This is a genomic window from Cohnella cholangitidis, from assembly GCF_014107495.1.
GTDB lineage: Bacteria > Bacillota > Bacilli > Paenibacillales > Paenibacillaceae > Cohnella > Cohnella cholangitidis.
In genome coordinates this window covers 3,147,123-3,166,431 of the sequence record NZ_CP041969.1, presented here as the reverse complement: position 1 = coordinate 3,166,431, position 19,309 = coordinate 3,147,123, and the positions used below count along the sequence as shown (strand labels likewise).

The window sequence follows — 19,309 nt, the reverse complement described above, 5'->3', positions numbered from 1 at the left end:
CTTTTTTGTACGATTATTTACCTGCCAGCCAACTTTTGCAACCATCAACCAACCGTTGCAGATCATTAAAGAACACACCTGCATGATAGCCGTCGCATACCGCATGGTGGAATTGTGCCGATACAGGCAACAGTATTTTTTCGTCTTGTCTATAGAATTTTCCCATTGTAAAGATGGGCAGGAGATACGTTCCCTCAGTATAGATATTCAGATTAAAACCCGTAAAGCTAACCCAAGGGATACTGGAAATCGGGAACGTGTTCGGCGGTTCGTTCGCGTCCGGGAATAATTGCTTCGCATTCATGTACGTTTCCGTCTCTTGAAGGTAACGCTCGTAAAACGTTTGAAACTCCTCGCTGAACGGAGTCCAAATGCTTGAGAAGGTCTTATCCTCCTCATGAAATATGGTGAAGCTGGGAGACATACGGTCCCAAAAACCCAGCCTTCCCTCCGGATCAAAGCAAGTTCGGAATTCACGGTAACGATTAACCACCGTCGTAATCATATAAATCAGGGCGGGATATAACTTAACCCCTATGCTTTTTAGTTCTGCATGCAAAAGGGTGATGTCAATATCAGCGGTCATACTGTAGGTACATCTGACACGGTTTAAATAATGTTCAAAATAAGGTTTTCTAGTCCAACTATCCCTATCGATCGGATTGAAAATCATTTTTTTACCCTCCTAAAATTTTATATTTTTAGGAGGGAACATCGACTGCTTTAACCATATCCTCATTCACTTTCGTTTTTTTACTATTTTAACATATGGACTTGCTAACTTGGCGATGTGACCATCAACTCGTTGCCATCCGGGTCTTTGAAGGTGAACCAAGCGCGGCTTCGAGCGATCCGCGGATGTCATATCGGCTCGGAGCATAAAAAAATACACCGCCCGGGATATACGATTCGCAGGGGATGTATTCAGAATCTTCACTGTAGATCCGAGTTCGGGTTTGGATTCGGATTCGGATTCGGGTTCGAATTCGGGTCCGTGTTCGGGTTCGGTTCCGTGTTCGAGTTTGGATTCGGATTCGGATTCGGGTTTGAGTTCGGGTCCGTGTTCGAGTTTGGATTCGGATTCGGATTCGGGTTTGAGTTCGGGCCCGTACTCGAGTTGGAGTCCGTGTTTGAGTTAGGGTTCGTTGCAGGTTCCGGCGTCGATGGCGTACTAGGGGTCTCCGGTTTCGTGACCGGAGATTCGGTTACCGTAACCGGGATCGGCTTACTCTCCTCGTTCTTCATCTCATTGCCGAATATCGTCTTCAGGCCGTTCGCATTGATGACCGGCTGCTTGGACGTATCGAGTTGGAAACCTTCATGCAGCGTGATAATGATCGTCTTCTTGTCCTCGGACAGCGCGAAGCTGTCTAACTTCGGATCGAGCGGTACTCCGTTGATCGTAATCTTGGACAGGTCGATGGAGCCTGTGTCGACCCCCACCGTCAGCATCAGCTTCAACTTGTTCCCTGCCGCGAAGTCGGCTCCTGATACCTCAAGGGGTTTGGTCTCTTCGAACGTTCTGGCAGACTCGAAGGCTCCGGTAACGAGCAATTCCCGGGCTGCTGGTGCATTTCCCCCGAACGTACCTTCCGGAGCATTATTTAGTAATTTAAGCTCGAGAGCCAAATTAACGTAACCTTGCGCCCAACCAGAAACGGTCTGATCGGCAACGTCCGGAGTCGCCTCTACGTCTTTTTCTTTGCCCAATCCTCGAACCAGAAATGCGGCCAACTGCTCCTTGGTCACCTCGCCCGCCGGGTTGAAGGTACCGTCACCCATGCCTTCTGTTATTCCTGCTTTCTTAATCGCTTCTATGTAGGGTAACGCATAGCCGAACCCGGGACTGTCGGACTGTACGTCCGTGAAGGAAGATGTCTTGAGACTCGTGTCGACCTTTAGGCCGAAAATAAGAGCCGCCACCTTCGCGAATTGGGCGCGATTCATCTCGTCTTTCAGTCCGAAAGTGTTCTCGGATATCCCATCGAAAACGCCTGCCGACATCATCGCATCGAACTTGGCCTTCGTCGCTGCGTCCAAGTCCTTTAGATCGGTAAAATCAGCCGAGGTCTTCGCTGAACCCATGCCGACGCCGAACGACGCGGCGGAGGTCAAACCAAGCGCCAATACCGTAGACCAGATTAGCGATTTCTTCTTCATGATCACTTCTCAACCTACCCTCTAGCAATATTTTATGTTGCTTACCATATGACTTTTAATATCCTAACATCATTTAATTCTTCAAATATTAATGAAATATTAATGGATTATGTTCGAGGGTTTCCAACATATAAACACGTCAATATATCACGATTTCTACTATTCAAAAATTGTTTATCAAGCTTCATTCCCAGTTTTTCCGCCACTTTTCTTGATGCGTTGTGGGTTGTCGGCATATTCGCGCATATCCGTTGTAGATTTAATTCTTTAAAGCCGCGTATCATCAACGCATTTGCAGCCTCAAACCCAAAACCTTGGCCCCAATAGTCGGATTTAATAATATAACCTAAATCGTTCTCGACTTCCCCGGCCACCTCTAGTCTTAAAAGTCCCGCATCCCCGATAATTTTACCTGTTTCCTTGAGTTCAATCGCAAATCTTCCATATCCTTCTTGGTATTTCCCAATGCCCCTATTTTTGATCCACTCTTCGCTCTGATAATAATTGAAAGGCTTTGGCCAAAAACTCATTGTTAATTCATCCGAAAGGATTTCATGTAATGCTGAGAGATCCTCTATATTATACTCTCTAATATATAGCCTTGCTGTTTCGATCCTTTTCATTGAATTACCCCTCCTCATTTTAGACCTCATGCGCAACGATCGTTTGAACAAAGGCGAGTCATCCACCAGCTTCAAGTTCTTCGCGAATCGACATTAGCTCTTGTATAACCTGATCAAGTATTTCTTTGCGAGGTTCGAATCGAATATCTACCTTTTTATCCTTTCTACTAATTTTCCAATCTCTTAACGCTTGATTCATAAGCAACTCATAAGTTCCATCTAAACGAAAAGCAAAATCCGCCAATTGCTCCTTAGTCATTAACGGCAACTTGGATTTAAAGTGATTTCCAATCGCCTTGTACTCTTGATCAAATTCTCGAATAAATCCTATATAGTCATCGTAATGTTCATAGTCTGCTTGTATCTCATATGTGCCTTTCATAATTATCGATTCTAAAGGAAATGCCAATAACCAATAAAGGCTAGATTGTTCTTCGCTAATAGGGACGCGTTCATCATCATCTGCTGCCAATTCGCTGACAAATGCTCTGAAGTTTCTTAACTCCTTTTCCCTTTCAATAAATTCATTCATAACAATTCCCTTTTCAAGCGTAACCTGGTTATGCTTTGCGTCAAAATACATTTTCAGCAAAAATGCATTTCCTACAAGCGAAAGGATGAGACAAGCAGCAATCACGCTATTTTTATTCATTCTTCTCCCTCCCCGATTAATTATATTCTATGATAGTTTTTTTGCCGTTTTATTCTATCTGCGCAGACTTTTACTTCCTCATTTTCGCACATTTTTTCCTGGTATCCCAATATCACGCAACCTCCTTTCGCAACAAACGTATACCTATCAACATTTATCGGTAGCGAGGGAGGACCAAGCGCATGAACATGGCCGGCAAACTGGTACAAAAGGTAAAAGAACGCGACGCGCTTCGCAAGCTCAAAGGCTATCGGGACAAAGCCGAAACGATAATGAAACGGGATTTGCGAGAGTGGAACGACGATCGGCTAAGGGCCGAATCCCTGCGGCTTCAAAGCGAAGTCAAGTCTGGCGCGCCGCTCGACAAGCTGCTGATCGATGCTTACGCATTAGTTTGCGAGGCGGCGCGGCGAACGCTTGGCATACGGCCGTACGAGGTTCAAATTATGGCGGCTATTGCCCTTCACGAGGGGAATTTGGTCGAAATGCGGACAGGCGAAGGGAAGACGCTTGCGGCCGTTATGCCGGCGTATTTAAACGCGATAACGGGCAACGGCGTGCATGTCCTGACGTTTAACGATTACTTGGCGAACAGGGATGCGGAGTGGATGGGACCGGTTTATCGGTTTCTCGGTCTGTCGGTAGTCGCGGTTCAGGCGGGCATGGGCTTGGCCGAGAAAAAGCGGGCTTATTCGGCGGACATTACGTACGTGACGGCCAAAGAGGCGGGCTTTGATTTTCTGCGCGACTCGATTGCGATGACCGCGGGCGACACCGTCCACCGGGCTTTTCATTACGTGATCGTCGACGAAGCGGATTCGCTGCTGCTCGACGAGGCGCGCGTTCCGCTCGTCATTGCAGGCGAAGCTGCACCTACTGACAACGACGGCACAAGGTTCGCGGATGCGGCTAAGCAGTTGCATCACGAAGAGCATTTCGTTTTCGATGAGTTTAAGCGTAACGTCTACTTAACCGAGGCTGGCTCCGAAAAGGTAGAATCGCTATTGAACTGCGGTAATTTGTACGAAAGCCATAACAGTCATTTGTTAACGTCTCTCAATTGCGCCCTTCATGCGGATGCTCTATTAAAGCGGGATATCGATTACATCGTCCGGGACGGTAAAATCGAGCTAATCGACGAATATACCGGACGCGTGGCGGAAAACCGGCATTTACCGGACGGGCTGCAAGCAGCGCTGGAAGCGAAGGAAGGACTTAGTTCCAGAGCCGGCGGCCAAATCCTCGGCACGATCACGCTGCAGCATCTGCTGAGCTTATATCCGAAAATCAGCGGAATGACGGCTACCGCCCAAGTATCGGCGATTGAATTCGAGAATATTTATTCGCTGCAGGTGGTACAAATTCCGCCCAATCGTCCTTGTATCCGAATCGATCACCCACACAAAATCTTTACCCACAAGGAAGCGAAGCTGAAAGCGCTGGTCGCCGAAATCGCGTCCGTCCATGCGACGGGAAGGCCGATTTTGATCGGCACTTCGAGCGTCGAAGAGTCGGGCCTGTTGGCGGAGTGCCTACGGCAAATCGGCGTGAATTGCCATGTGCTTAACGCGAAGAACGATTCGGAAGAAGCCGAAATCATTGCCAAGGCGGGAGAGATCGGCGCCGTAACGGTGTCCACGAACATGGCCGGGCGCGGCGTGGATATACGGCTTGGCGGCGGAGACGCGAAGCAGGCGGATGTTGTCGCGAAGCTTGGGGGGCTGTATGTCATCGGTACGCTCGCGAACGAAAGCATTCGAATCGACGACCAACTGCGCGGTCGCGCGGGCCGGCAAGGAGATCCGGGGTCGTCCAGATTTTTCGTAAACTTGGAGGACGATTTGATTTTGCGTTTCGGCATCGACAAAGCGATCCCCTCCTCTTATAAGAAACTCAAACAGGACGAGCCGCTCGATGAAGCGTTGCTGCGTAACAAAATCGGCCACATTCAGCACGTGATCATGGGCCAAAACTTCCATATTCGCCAAGAGCTCAACCATTATTCGGATATGGTTGAGGAGCAAAGGCGCATCCTGTATAAAGATCGCCTCGCCATTTTGACCGGCGAAACGCCAATGAGCCCCTCGGAACAACGCGTCAGATTGTTCTATATCGACAAGTTTTGGGCCGAGCATCTCGCTTACGTTTCGTATATTCGCGAAGGCATCCATTTGGAAGGCCTTGCAAGCCTCAACCCGATCGACGAGTTTCATACGCGAATTATCCAGGCGTTCGAGCAACTTCAGGCGAAAATAGAAAAAGAAACTTCGAGAATGCTGGCAAAGCTCGGCAATTCGAACGATCCTTCCGAGTGGGAACGGTTAGGCTTGAAAAGCCCATCTTCGACTTGGACGTATATCATAAACGATCAGTATTCGCAAAAAGCCCTTCTATCCCCCGTCGCCATTGGTCCCGACTTTATCGGCGCTATAACGCTTGTCCTTAAACCTGCCCTCAAACCTTTCCTCGACTGGCTTTTTAGAACGCATCGTTGGCGATAGGCGCGGTGTATGGTTTCGCTTAAGGCTCTCTTCGTTAAAAAATCAAAGGAAAAGTAAAGGTAACGAAAGCAGCCCACAGTCCGTAGACCGGCAAATACTTCGTAACGGCATCTTGAATGGCTAACGGTCCGGTTTTGTTTCCTAGAAGACGCACATAGGAAAGGATAATCCAAATGAGATTGGCAAAGATCAGTAGGTTTACGCCTAAGACAGCAAGTCTGTTGGGCGTAATCCCATAAGAAGAAAGCCTGAACACGATGGCCGATAAAGCTACAGCGTCAATGATAAGAGCAAGGGCGATTAGAGCTAAATTGATATAATCGGAAACGTTCATTTTCTCGTCCGTGCCGCGTTCGGTAATGGAGAAGATGGTGACGACCAATACGCTAAGGAGCACTCCGTTAAACACCAATAAGAAATCGCGGTCCAAGAATGGGTTTTTGCCGATCCAAAGAATCGCTATAAAGTAAACCAACAATGTCGCCAGTACAAGCGGACTAAAAATTTTGGCGAGATACGGCGCTATATTTTTTGCAAGCTTAATGTCCCTTGTTACCAAATAGGCAGCTACGATCGCCAGAGCGGCAGTACCGAATAATACGACGTTGCTAAAATAGAATTCCGATATGTCCGTGCCGATGAATCTAAATAATTGCAGGGTTATTGCGGTTAACACCATTCCGCTTATGGCCATGCAGGCGTATAGAATGCCAAATTCCCCGTTAAATTTCAGATAAGCTAATCTTGCGCTGCCTCTACCGTGTTCATTTCCGGTAAAGGCTATCCCCATGATTACCCATAAGAAAACGGGAAGGTGAAGATAGGCCATGATAATGCTGTCTTTATTCTCTAGCGGCAGCACGTTCAGATAAACTCCGGAGATCAGGAATAACGATGAAAGGGTGTAGATCACTTTTCTATTGGAATGGTTATTGTAAACAAAATAAATAGCCATAAAGGGAAGTATGCCGAAAAAAAGGTTAATAGGGGCAATTGCTTGCTGTTCGGTAAAATGAAAAAGGAGCCTCGTGCTAATCCCGGCTAGGATCGCTAAAATGCCTATAAATAGGAAGTTTCTCCGAAACAAAGAACTCTTTTCCGTATTTTCCGTCTCCTTGAAATGCAGCCTTTCCTGCCAAACGGCAAGAACCCGCGAATCGGGGTTTTGTTCCCATGCGTAGGAGAATGACTTCTTAAAGACTTCGGGCTCTTGTCTAAACATTCTCTCCAGCTCGCGGGGATTATCCATGTTCTCGATAATTAGATTGTTATTGTCCATCGATATGCCCCCCTACGCTTGGGTATCGTCGCTTTTGTATTCTAATAGATCTCCCGGCTGACATTCTAGATGCTTACAAATTGCCTCCAAAGTAGATAATCGAATCGCTTTTGCCTTCCCGTTCTTCAATATGGAGAGATTAGCCATCGTAATTCCAACCCTCTCCGAAAGCTCCGTTACGCTCATTTTTCGTTTAGCCAACATCACATCGATATTGATTATGATCGCCATAATATTCACCTCAGACCGTCAAGTCGTTTTCTGATTTGATATCGATAGCCTCTTTTAGAAGCTTCTGAAGAACGGCGGCAAAAACGGCAATGACCATGGAGGCAAAAATAATAATCATCCCGATTACGATGATCCCCGGGGCATCGTCTTTGTCCGCCACGAGATAGAAGAGCGGCATGCCTAACGCATACAAACCGCTGATTGCGATCGCGCAGTTTTTGATATTCTTTAAAGCCCGCACGGATAATTCCGAGAACGCTTTGTTCTTGTCGATGTAGCTTAAAAGTTGAAGCGCTTGATACAGAGCGATGTAAAAAGGAATCGCCGATGCATACAAATCGATGTACACGAGAGATTTCAAATACGTCCTATCCGGATACAGTTCCACTGCGTAGTTCGCGATCTCAGGCACCAAAAAAACGCACAAAGCAAGAACTGCCATTCCAATCAGAACAATAGTTAATCTTAAAAAGAATGTTGTTCCTCGTTTCATAAGAAAGCCCCTCACTTATAATGAATTAGCTTTATTTTAACATATATTTATCGTTTTACAATAATTTTATTATGAAATTAGATGTATTTTTGTTGTTATAATTCCCGTGTTTAAGAAAGATTTCCCGCCCAACTCCACTATGGTGGACTAACCTTGTTCTCCATCTGTCGAAAATGAACATACCTGACTGTCATGGAAAAGGGTGACTGCCGTCACGGAATGCCCGTAAACGATTGTCGCTCCTTTGAGCCTGTCATATACTTGGAACAAACAGGACGACCGGAGGAACGGATATGATTCGCATATTGATAGCAGACGATCAAACGTTGATGCGGGAAGGACTGCAAACGATACTCAGCATTCAAGACGATATGGAAGTCGTAGGCGAAGCGAAAGACGGCGAGGAAGCGCTGCGATTGGCTGCGGAGCTGAAGCCGCAGGTCGTGCTGATGGATATCCGAATGCCGCGCATGGACGGCCTGAAATGTACGCGCCGGCTCAAGCGGCTGCTTCCGGACACGGTGCTGATCATTTTGACGACGTTCGCGGAGGACGAGTACATTGTTGAAGCGCTGGCAAGCGGCGCGACCGGCTTTCTACTGAAGGATATTCCCGGAAAGAAGCTGGCGCAAGCCATTCGGGATGCGACCCAGGGGGAATTTCTGCTTCCGACGGCCATTGCCGAGAAACTGGCTAAACGCATCAAATCGGTCGATGTTTCCGCCAAGGTTCTTGTTGGCGCTTTGGATACGAAGCTGAAAGGAATCCAACTGTCGGGAAAAGAATACGAAGTCGCGCGCGCATTGATTCAGGGAAGATCGAACCCGGAGATTGCAGAGACGCTCTTCATGAGCATCGGGACAGTCAAAAATTACGTCAGCGGAATTTATGCCAAGCTGAAAACGAACGACAGAACGATCGCATCCATGATGCTGCAGGAGCTGATCGGGGAGACGCCGTATGGGAAATAGCCTTAGCCGGCAAACGCGAAAAAGCTGGGTTATCTTTGGACTGGGGATCCCCGTCGCGATCTTGATCGTGACGGCTATTTTCAATCTTAGCGCGCTAAAGTCCGTCCAATATGGACTTCCGGCTTTCTTCTCCATTGATTCCCCCGAGAAATGGGAATTTTACAACGGCGATATGTCCGTGGAAGCCGAAGCATTCGCGGAGTCGGAAGGCTGGTCGTCTCTAAGCGGGCAATCGACGATCGCAAGACGCCTTCGGAAGTGTATTGGGTTCGAAGAGCCCTTCCTTCCAATGTCGATACCGGGGAAGGCACGGCGCTTCATATTCGAAGATTGGGTCATTTCGAAGCCTATTTGAACGGCCGAATCGTGTACAGCGGTCAACTGCCGGAGGGCGAAAAGCCGTCATTATTCCGTTGGAATCGAATTCCCTTGCCGGAATCGTCGGCGGGCAGCATGCTCTATCTTCGCATCTGGGGGGAGCCCTCCTCGCTTGTGCCTACCGCCGGACAAATCATCGGCGGACCGCAAGAGGAATTGCTCGTTTCGATTTTACGGCAAGACGCGATTCGGCTCGTGCTGTCGGTCTGCTATCTTTTCATCTTCATCCTAACGGTTTGCGCATGGCTGTTCTACGAACGGAACGCTGCATACCTATACTTCGGCTGTTTGACATTATCGGCAGGCTATTCCGCGCTATTCGGCACGGGGCTGTTGCAGTATTACTTGGACATGGGGGCTTTCGCTTCCTATGTTCAAATCGGCAACCCGGCGGCGGCTTGGGCGATTGCCGGGCTGCTGGAGCGATTGTCCGGAGGGGATCCGTCTCGAATTTTCGCGCGATTGCGAATCTATTATTCCATTCTGATTCCTTTAGCGATCATTTTCAGCTTGCTAAGCCCTTCGGTCCATCACACGACGATTACCTTGATGTTGCTGCTGATTCTGCTGTCGTCTCCTATTGCCATCTTGGGCATCTATCGGTCGTACCGCGATCGCATCGGCGAAACCGGAAAAATCGCCTCGTTAGTTATTGTGCTGCTGCTCGGCATTGGGGCTGAAGAGCTTTACAACTTCATGTATCCGCGGGGGAGCAGATCTTCGAACCAGTGGTCGCTCTTGATCGAGATCGTAGTGGATAACCTGGTGCTGCTCAGCTTGTTTTATTTGATTTTCGGGATGGGATTCGTCCTCGTCGTACGCGCAAGGGATCAGCTTAGAGGGATGAAGGGAAGGCTTGAGCGCAAGGTGCGGGAACGAACTTCCGACCTGGAACGGACATCCCTTCAGCTTCAGGCATCGATTCGCGAAAAGGCGAAAGCCATGTCGGACATTGCGATGATGAAGGAGCGGAATCGGATTTCCGAGGATATTCACGACCATGTGGGGCATACGCTGACCGCGTCGATCGTTCAGCTTGAAGCGGCTATGATGCTGCTGGAGCGGGGAGACGAACGCGGCCTCGAGAACGCTCGCCAGTCTCAGGCGCTTGTACGCAAAGGCTTGGACGAAATTCGGGAAGCGGTCCATCGAATGAAGGAGGACAACGCGTTCGAGTTGACTTTGCAGACTATCCTTGCCGAGCTGATCGAAAACACGTCCGAGACGATGGACGTCCTAATCGACTATGCGATAGGGGATCTGCCCCCCATGACAGCGGCGCATCAGCGTACGATATTGCAAGCGTTGAAGGAAGGATTGACGAACGGGATTAAACACGGCAAGAGCAAGCATTTCCGATTTCATCTGGAGCAGAAGGATCATCTTGTTCGATTCCGCCTCCGCAACGACGGCATTCGGTATGAGCCCGGTGAATACGGCTTCGGGATGCAATCCATGAACGAAAGAGTGATGCTGCTCGGGGGAACGCTGACGCTTTCGCCGGACCATGATAGGGGCTGCGTGCTGCGGATCGACTTGCCGCTGCAGCCTTAGATAAACGGAGACCCGAGAGGGGCCACTTGCGATAAAGTGTCCTTCTCTCGGGTCTCCGTTTTGTTAAGCTTGCCGGATCAACTGCAATTGATCCAACAGCCGGTAGAGGATGACCGCCGCTTCTGCGCGAGACAGCTTTCCTTGCGGGGAAAGCGTGCTTGCGGTACGGCCTTTCAGCCAGCCTTGTTCTACGGCGAACCGCATGGCCGGCAACGCCCAAATGGATATGCTCCGGGCATCCCGGTAAGGAGCCAGCCAAGCGGAAGATTCGTCCGAATCCATCGTTGCCGGGATAACCCCGGTTCTAGCAATCATGGAGACAAGCTCTTCGCGCGTAATCTCGTCGTGAGGGCGGAAGCGGCCATTCGCTCCCTGGATAATGCCAATCGCGCTTGCCGCAGCAACATCCGCAGCATACCACGCGCTGCCCCGAACGTCTTTAAAATTCGCTCCGGTACCGGGCTGGTCAGGCAAATTGCCGGATTGCCGCATCAGGGACAAGAGGAGCTTAACCGCTTCCGCGCGCGTCAGCAAGCGATTCGGCTCGAACTTGCCCGCGGATACGCCGGACACAATGTTCCGACTCGCCAGCACCTCCACCTCTTGCCGGCTCCAATGGCTTTGAATATCCGCAAACGTAACCTCATGATAGAACGCCGCATAGACGCCCCATTCGGAAATGTCCGTCCGGACAGAGGAACCGTCCGTTCCGACGACGCCTCCAACGTAGATCCAAGCTTGCGGCTTCGCCGGATCCTGCCGGTAAATACCTAGCTTGCGAATATCTTTGCCAACGATCAGGCTCTTGTCGGCTTGAAGTTCGACGGACATTCGCTTGAGCGATTGCGTATCTGCCACGAGAGAGATCGCAGGGCTGACCTGCAGCATGCCTGCCGGCTGCTCGTTCGAGCGGATCGGAAGCTGTCGAATCGCGAGCTTGACCGTCTCTTTGAAGGCTCCGGCGGGCTGCTTAAGCCGCAAAGCGCCGTCGAACAGCGTCCATTCGCCCGCGTCGCCGGTAAGTTCGATCTCCGTCTGCAGCGGGTCGCCGGTTTCGTTACCACCGCCAGTGCCTCCGCCACCACCACCACCGCCAGCGCCCCCGCTTCCAGGATTGTCGGCTTTGTCGGTAAGGGCTAGGCCGGTCGAGCCGTTCAGCCGGTTGTCAAACGAGCGAATGAGAATGTCATACGATTTGCTCTTGTCCAGCTGCAGCAACCGGACTTGCTGCAAGCCCTTCGCCACGACTTGCGGAACGCTGTAAGCCGTTGTTCCCTTGACCCTGTACGATACTTCTACATGGTGCAAATCCGGATCGTTCGGGTCCGTCCATGCGACGAAAAGCTGCTCGTCTTTCCAGACTGCCGACGCTGCGGTCGCCTCGCCGGGAGACGTCGTGTCCTGCAGCAATGTCGGCGCATTCTTCGTCTTCACAGTGATAGCGGTACCCGCGGATACGCCGCCATCGGCATCCAACGTTGCCAACCTCAAATCATACGTCGTTCCGGCGCACAAATCTTGCATCGAGGCGTTGTTTCGGGCTAGGCCCAAATCGTTTACGACCGGTTCGCAAGCCGATGTGCCTTGCGGCGTCGCGGTCAATCTATAGCCGCTTGCGTCGGCATTGTCCAGCTTCGTCCATTCAACGAACAATTCGGTTTGCCCTGCGATAGCCGTAAGATCTGCCGCCGCTTCAAGAATTCGCGCGTCCGCAGGCAGTACGCTCACATTGAACGAGCGCTCCGACGTCATGCCGACATACGCGTAGCTTTGTACATGCGCGAGTACGCGCAAGCGATATTGATCTCCGGCTTTAAGCGGCGCTTCAGGTACAAACTTAAAGCTTCGCGCAAGCGTCTGTCCGGATTCGTCCGCTTCGCTATCGACGGCTTCGACCCGGCCGGATACTTGGTATCCGCTTGCGTTCTCAAGAATAATACCTCCGGCGGTCACCGTGTCGGCAACCATATATTTGCTGAACGACACCCGAATCGACTTGCCGGCGACCGCTTGACCGGCGATCGGTTCAGGGGGCTGCAGCGATACCATCGCGACATTCACGTCGAAGTGAGGCGGCAATACGGTCAAATCGGCGCTTTGCGCAGGCAGATATCCATCTTTCGAATAGAGAACGCGCCACTTGCCCTCCGGCACATCCCATCCGTATCGGCCTTCGGAATCCGTGTAGAGCGGATTTTGCTGGCCGTACCAGTCCGCATCCCACTCGCCCCAATCTCCCGGATGCCGGGGATCCTCTTGCAGCAAAACAGCCTTTACGCCTTCCAGCCGATTGCCGGGTACGGCTTCGTAGGCATATCCGCTAGGGTCCCAAATCCATACGGGGTCGGCCACCTTTTTATCTTCCTTAAAGTCCTTCGTGTTGCATCGGCTGATCGCTCCCGCTTCCGCCATTTGATCGCGCCATTTTTTGTTTTCCTCGAATTCCTTTTTCAGGTCATTCAGCCGATCGCCCCAGGAGCTCAAAATAGCGTCATTCGCGGCGGTCAGAAGTCCCGATATGGAAGCCGTCGCCCAAGGAGGGAGCTTGCTTAGCCCCACGCCCGCCACCAAACCGGCCCCGGTGATGATGTTTTTCATGACGAGCCCGCCCGCGGCTTGATCATATAGGATATTCGACACATTCACGAAGTAGCGGACGCTCGTCGCATCGCATTCGTTGTTGATGACGTAATCCTGGAACTGCAGGATTTGATCGGCGTAATCCATAAAATCGATCGTGTCGCTCACGTAGCCTTTTAAGCTATTGGCGATACCGTACGCCGTATTGAACTTCTCCGCTTTCGGATTGAGGAGAGAGAGCGTGATGCCCAGGTAGTCCGTCGACAAAGTCGGTTCTGGACCGAATTGAAGAGATTGCACGCCGGGCACGATAGCCGCCAGCTCTTTCATCTGCGCAGCGGAGAACATGCTTCTTGAAATGCTGCCTTTGATGACCAGAGCGCCGGTTTCGTAATCCCAGGTCGGTACGAATCCGCGGTAAGGCACGGGTTCTCCCGTCAGCTTCTCCGCCTTTACGCTCATCCGGAACAGGGCTTCCGTATGGTCTTTGTCCGGGAAGTTGACCTTGTACGTCGGGGAGTAGGCCGCCTCGGGATCAGGTCCCGACTCGCTTGAATCGAAAACGGTGACATCCACCTTGCCCCAATCGGCTTCCTGAGCGGCTTGCTCCGCAAGCCAGTCGTCTTCGGTCGGCTCTTTCGTTCTTGGTTTCGCCGTTTCGGGCAGCAAGTCGTAGTTTACATATATCCCTGTTCCCATGTTGCGACTGGCCGGGACGATCGCGCTGAATTTGCCGGAATCGCCTTCGTACAAAGGAACCGTTTGATCGCCGATCGTCACCGTCGGGTTGATCATCCGTTCGGGATTGGAGATGCTCGCCGTCACAAAAATGGACGTGTTCGGCGCGATAGTAAAAGGAAACCGCTCAACTCCCCTATTAGGATGAAAAACGGTTTTACGGCCGGTTTGCTGCCCTATCGTCATTTCCGTTATCGATGGCGCTGTCGGATCAACCTTAACAAGCGCGATATTGGATTCTACAAATCCGGAATCCGTTTCTACCTTCGCGATCAAGCGATTGTTGGATGGCTTCTTCCAGACGAAGCTGTCTGGCTTATCCGGCAATGCGATTTCAGCGTGCCATAAGCCGCCGGCAGTCGATTCCGCGCTGCCGACGAGCGCATCGTCGGAATAGATGAACACTTGCTTGCCTGCTGGCGCGCGTCCGCTGACCGTGAAGGATTGTTGCGCAATCGTCTCAGGCGCTTCTAAGGTCAGTATTGAAGTGCGAATGAAAGCCGCGCCGAGCGTTTCCACGGCGACCGCGCTGTTGGAAGTCTTCTTAAAGCGGATGTCCATCTGCTGAAGCATCTCGCTAGGCGGATTATTGTCGATTCGAACGCGATACGATATCGATCCGCTTGCTAACGGATTCAAGTGCCCTACCGTAACGGCGTATTTGCCGCTCCCCTCATCCGCAGCCGCAACGGGGATATTGTTCAGCATCACGCTGTCAGGCAATAAGGTTGCGCCCGTCGGTACGTTCAAAATCAACTTCGCTTCGAACAGCATGTCTGCTTGGCTGCTGTTGTGATAGCTTGCCCGTAAGGTCACTGTCTCCCCGGACGAAGCACGCAGCTCGCTTTGATTGAAGCCGTTGCCGGACTTTCCTGCGAATAGGGTCGGTTGGCTGGCCAGGTGAATCGGGGGAAGGGTAAGAAGTTCCCCTTGATGGACTTCGCCTTCCCACGTGTAGGATTGGGAGTTATTCCGAAATTGGATTTGATATATCCCGGGTTTCGGGAGCGAAAGCGCAAAAGCTCCGTTAGGTTCAATATTTCGATAGCCGAGATAGGTCCAATTGTCCGCGTTGCTTGAGCGGTATTGGTAATAGACCGATCTTTCAAAATCAGAACCCGAGACGGTTCCCGTAATTCTTGCAGTCTCTTTAAGCGTCAGAGTCGCCGTAGCTTCCCGATTGCTGTTTAATTGCACGGTTTCACAGGCGGAGCCCAGCTCGACTGCCGTTGACTTTATACAAACCTCGAATTGATCCCCGGGCGTCCCGTAAAATTGAAATCGATCGTAATAGACAGGAGAGATCCGATAGACTTGAGCGACATTCAAAGCACGAAACATGAGCTGGTAATCTTGGGCGTTCACCTTGTCGGCAAGGGAGATCGGGATTGAGCTTCCATCGACATGAAGAATTTTGGCTTCGACCTTGATCGTTCCCAGACCATGGTTATCCAATGGAATATCACGCGTCAACGTTTCCGCCGTCCTCAGCGTAAGCGTTTCAATCTGCTTGCTCGCGTACAACGGCGCTTCCTTCCGTTCGGCGGCGATACGGACAATGCCTGCCGGCGCTCGCAAACGATAACGGCCTTGCGCGTCGGATACCGTCTGGTCGACGAGAGTACCGGTTTCTCCTAATAGCTTTACCGTTACGCCAGGCACCGGTTTACCCTTGAACATCGTGATGCCCGCGAGCGTACCAAAGTCCAAATTGGCAAGCTGGATGACCGGCTGCTGATTGCCCGCTTGAAGCTTGTGGATTTCCGGTGCAGGAGACTGATAGGGGGACGGAGCCGCGACCCGGATTTCAACTTCATCCCCGGCAAAGAACACGTTCGGGACCGTCAATATTCCGTTTCCGACCGTTTTGCCGCGATACAGCAATTCGCCTTCGGGCCGGCGTATTTCCACCTGGGCGTTCTGAACCGCCATGCCTCGTTCCCCGATCACATGAACAGCGAGCTGCGCGGCGGGGATTACGGATAGAGCGACGGCATTCGATTCGCCGGGCTTCACCTCGACGCCCGGCTCCTCGAGCAGCAGTCGTCCGGATGCGTCGACAAGGGAGAGCGTATAATCCGAAGCCGGCTTCAAGGCCGTCTCCGCTTCCAGCGAAGCGGGGAACTTAGCGCTGCCGCCCGCCTTCGCGGAATTGCTCCAGAGGTTCATCTTCACGTCGGCTAACGCGGAGGCGTCCGCCGTGGACAGCTTCACCTGCAGCAATCCGGCGACTTCAAGCGGACTATTCAGAGCCTCCTTGCTTTCGTCGGGCTTTCCGATCGGCGCGACTTTCACCGAGACGATCCGCTTCGTTCCGGCAGGCAACGTCCAGTCCGCGCGATATACGCGCGCTTCTTCCGCAGATGCGGCCAAGTTCGCGCTGACGGTATGACTGTTTCCTTGATCCGCGCTTTCGTACACAATATCCGCTTTTAACGACAGGTTCGGCTGCGCGAGCGCTCGAATGACGATTTTACCGCCCATCGGAACGGACCCGTTGACGTGAGACGGAAGCTCGACATCCGCCTTCGTCACCATGTCCTGAGAGGGCCCGGTATCCTCGCAATTTTCCAGGCAGAAGTAATAAAGCTGCACGCCCTCTTCAAGGCTCGTGTCCCCGCCGGACGCTTCGTTCCAATCGTTCCAGTAGGCATAAACTCCTTTGCTGCCGTCTCCGCTTAAGTAAGCGACGCTGGAATACGCCATTTTCCCCAAATAACGGTACTCATTGGCTGTTGACTGCGTATCAAACCGCAAGTAACCTTTCGTATCGTAAGGCGCGTATTTTTCATACGGATTGTAGTCGAAATAATTAAGCGTCACATATCGTCCATTGCTGGTGAGCTTTGGAATGAGCAAATCGATTTTGGAGCTTCCGTTCGTATGCCATACCTCGACAGGTTGGCCGGAACTGCGGTCAATGACGCCGATTCTAAGCCCGCGCGCATTTACATAGTTGCGATAAGCGATCAACTTCCCGTCCTCGGATAGGCTCGGCCATGTCGCATCCAGCTCTTTCCTCTCTCCGTCCTCGACGTACCCAACCGGTACATGCTGTAAAAGGCCGGTCGTTGTATCGTATAGGTAGAGCTTATTTTGACCGTCGTATTCGACTTCTTCCGGAAGCAAGTCCGACTTCGTAACGAATGCCGCATAACGGCCGTCTGCGCTAATCGCGGCGTTCTTGCTTTCCGTGCTGCCTTCTTGTCCGTCCGGCGCGACGCTAATTCGTTGCACCCGCTCCTCCATCGGCTTGGAGAAGTCGATAAGAAAGACATCTATGGTTCCGTTCTGATCCCCTTGATTCGGAACATAAGTTGACGAGATTGAATCAAAGACGAGCTTCGTTCCGTCGCGGCTTATCGCGATCTGATCGAAGCGCTTGCCCTGAATGGCAACCGATTCGATTAGACCTGTTTCGCTGTCGTATCGGCACAGCTCGTATTGGTTCCCGTTCATTCGAGAATAGGCCGCATATCGCCCGTTGCCGCTGACGGCGAGCTTGTCGCCCCGTTTGTCGTAATCAACGTCGGCTGCATTATCGATGCGCTTCAAGCTGCCGTCCGATACCCGGTACATATAGAGTCCGAGTTGGTTGGAAGCGGCGGCATCGGGCAAGTTCGCGGCGTCCGTAAGGAATACGACCGTCAGGCCATCCTCGCTGATTTGCAAGGCCGAGACCCCGCTGTCGGCTAATCCGACGATCCGCTTTTGATAGAGATGATCGGTCGCCGCCTTGATCGAATAAACATCGGTTTGTTTGCCGTCCGCATCGTAAGCGATCACTCTGTAATCCACGAAGGTCGTCTCCGGCAAGCCGGTATGCAGATAGTAGAAATCGTCTTTCGTCTCTTTAAGCGGTAACCACGCATCCCCGTTCTTCCACTCCAGCGTATAATGGTCGATGTTCGGGTCCGGCATCGTCTGGCCGGGATGATCGGGGTCTTGGACCGCGATCGCATCCCAGCGAATCGCGATCTCATTATATCCGGCCAGCACCCATCGCAGATTGATGTCCCTGTCGGTCAAAGCCGCGGCTTGAAAATCGGCGACTTTAATGGATTGATTCGATAGGTCTGCGTTCGGATCAACTGTTGAATCGTACAGTTCGGTAACCGTCGGTTGCGGATTCGGCGCCGCCGACAGCGAGCCTACGCCTCCATTCAGCAATAGCGCAAGCGCCAAACTGACGGCCGCCGCGCGATTTCGCATTTTTCTCCCTAATTTCAACTTCAATCCCTCCTTATCTCTCGATACCGACACGTATCCCAGTATCTAATTGATCTTCTCACGGGAAGTCGGAGGGATATCAGGTGCCTATTGCCCAATATGGGAATGACCAGGTCACGAAATGTGGTCATGGAGGTCATTTTAGCTTTTACGGTTCCCGTTGCGATCGGATTCCCGCTGTACGAGAATTCTTTTTCAATGCATCGTTTTGCTGTATATTTGTACCCAAGTGCTGATTGCCGCCCAGGAGGGTTGCCGTTCAACGATCAAGCTCCGCAGCAATGATTCAGCACATAGGACGCACAAGGGGATTCGAACGATGGATAAGAAAAATCAAGATTATGCAGAAGTTTGTCCTAGCGATCCGCAACGTTGGACTTCCTCGGACGTTTTTCATAGCGACTTGCTTGCGAATAAGGATCTTCTTTATACCCCCTGCGGGTTCCATTGCTCTCTACCCATTCCGGAAGCGCAAAACACGGAATATGGAGCGTATGTATTTAACTTAAATGCACTCTCCATTCGATTCCGAGTCGCAAAAATCACTCCAACAAAGATCGGTCAATTTGTGACTTTATGGGAGAGAATCGGGAATGGGCCGATCCAACCCTATGACATGTCCGATCCAGTCGATTTCTTCGTTATTAGCGCACGCAAAGGCAATGCCTTGGGTCAGTTTGTATTTCCCAAAGCCGTTCTATGCGATCGGGATATCGTATCCAATGAAGGTAAAGGCGGCAAAAGGGCAATCCGCGTTTACCCTCCTTGGGACAACCCTACGAGTCGACAGGCTCAAAAAACGCAGCAATGGCAGTTAGATTACTTCCTGGAAATCCCTGCGGATAAACCGGTCGACTATGTTCGCGCTCAAAAACTTTACACCCCGAATCATTGACCAAGCTAGCAATTAAACAGAGCC

At 51.3% G+C, this 19,309-nt stretch carries 12 protein-coding genes; 4 read left to right on the top strand and 8 right to left on the bottom strand.

Going from position 1 to position 19,309, the window contains the following annotated elements; translation table 11 throughout:
- Positions 1-13 precede the first annotated feature (13 nt).
- The 4 genes from catA to FPL14_RS14940 form a co-directional block, all read right to left on the bottom strand.
- Entirely contained in the window at positions 14-673 is a 660-nt protein-coding gene (gene catA, locus FPL14_RS14955; RefSeq protein WP_182303729.1) for a type A chloramphenicol O-acetyltransferase, read from the bottom strand.
- A gap of 260 nt (positions 674-933) precedes the next feature.
- Positions 934-2,160, bottom strand: coding sequence for an S-layer homology domain-containing protein (locus FPL14_RS29950; RefSeq protein WP_229263920.1), 1,227 nt, complete (start codon positions 2,158-2,160; stop codon positions 934-936).
- A gap of 107 nt (positions 2,161-2,267) precedes the next feature.
- A complete protein-coding gene (locus FPL14_RS14945) occupies positions 2,268-2,783 on the bottom strand; it encodes a GNAT family N-acetyltransferase (RefSeq protein WP_182303728.1) in 516 nt (171 codons plus the stop codon).
- A 58-nt stretch (positions 2,784-2,841) separates the two neighbouring features.
- Positions 2,842-3,435 carry a hypothetical protein gene (locus FPL14_RS14940; protein ID WP_182303727.1) on the bottom strand — a complete coding sequence of 198 codons (594 nt, stop codon included), beginning with the start codon at positions 3,433-3,435 and terminating at the stop codon, positions 2,842-2,844.
- 182 nt (positions 3,436-3,617) lie between these two features.
- Here FPL14_RS14940 and FPL14_RS14935 point away from each other — a divergent pair, with 182 nt between their 5' ends.
- Positions 3,618-5,936 (top strand): preprotein translocase subunit SecA, encoded by a 2,319-nt coding sequence (locus FPL14_RS14935; RefSeq protein WP_182303726.1) that lies wholly within the window; start codon positions 3,618-3,620, stop codon positions 5,934-5,936.
- Positions 5,937-5,970: 34 nt separating this feature from the next.
- Here FPL14_RS14935 and FPL14_RS14930 read toward each other — a convergent pair whose 3' ends face one another.
- Genes FPL14_RS14930 through FPL14_RS14920 form a run of 3 tightly spaced genes read right to left on the bottom strand, consistent with a single transcriptional unit; the run spans position 5,971 to position 7,939 of the window.
- Positions 5,971-7,215 (bottom strand): DUF4153 domain-containing protein, encoded by a 1,245-nt coding sequence (locus FPL14_RS14930; RefSeq protein ID WP_182303725.1) that lies wholly within the window; start codon positions 7,213-7,215, stop codon positions 5,971-5,973.
- A gap of 12 nt (positions 7,216-7,227) precedes the next feature.
- Positions 7,228-7,446: a helix-turn-helix domain-containing protein gene (locus FPL14_RS14925; protein WP_182303724.1), complete on the bottom strand. Its 219-nt coding sequence runs from the start codon at positions 7,444-7,446 to the stop codon at positions 7,228-7,230.
- 10 nt (positions 7,447-7,456) lie between these two features.
- A complete protein-coding gene (locus FPL14_RS14920) occupies positions 7,457-7,939 on the bottom strand; it encodes a DUF2975 domain-containing protein (RefSeq protein ID WP_182303723.1) in 483 nt (160 codons plus the stop codon).
- Between the two features lie 293 nt (positions 7,940-8,232).
- Between FPL14_RS14920 and FPL14_RS14915 the strand changes: the two genes are divergently transcribed.
- Positions 8,233-8,910, top strand: coding sequence for a response regulator transcription factor (locus FPL14_RS14915; RefSeq protein ID WP_182303722.1), 678 nt, complete (start codon positions 8,233-8,235; stop codon positions 8,908-8,910).
- A gap of 150 nt (positions 8,911-9,060) precedes the next feature.
- The gene (locus FPL14_RS14910; RefSeq protein WP_182303721.1) at positions 9,061-10,842 is read left to right on the top strand and encodes a sensor histidine kinase; all 1,782 of its coding nucleotides are present in this window, start codon (positions 9,061-9,063) and stop codon (positions 10,840-10,842) included.
- A 63-nt stretch (positions 10,843-10,905) separates the two neighbouring features.
- Here FPL14_RS14910 and FPL14_RS14905 read toward each other — a convergent pair whose 3' ends face one another.
- On the bottom strand, positions 10,906-18,390 hold the full coding sequence (locus FPL14_RS14905) for an S-layer homology domain-containing protein (RefSeq protein ID WP_182303720.1): 7,485 nt from the start codon (positions 18,388-18,390) through the stop codon (positions 10,906-10,908).
- A 319-nt stretch (positions 18,391-18,709) separates the two neighbouring features.
- Between FPL14_RS14905 and FPL14_RS14900 the strand changes: the two genes are divergently transcribed.
- The gene (locus FPL14_RS14900; protein ID WP_182303719.1) at positions 18,710-19,285 is read left to right on the top strand and encodes a MepB family protein; all 576 of its coding nucleotides are present in this window, start codon (positions 18,710-18,712) and stop codon (positions 19,283-19,285) included.
- The last annotated feature ends 24 nt before the right edge of the window (positions 19,286-19,309 follow it).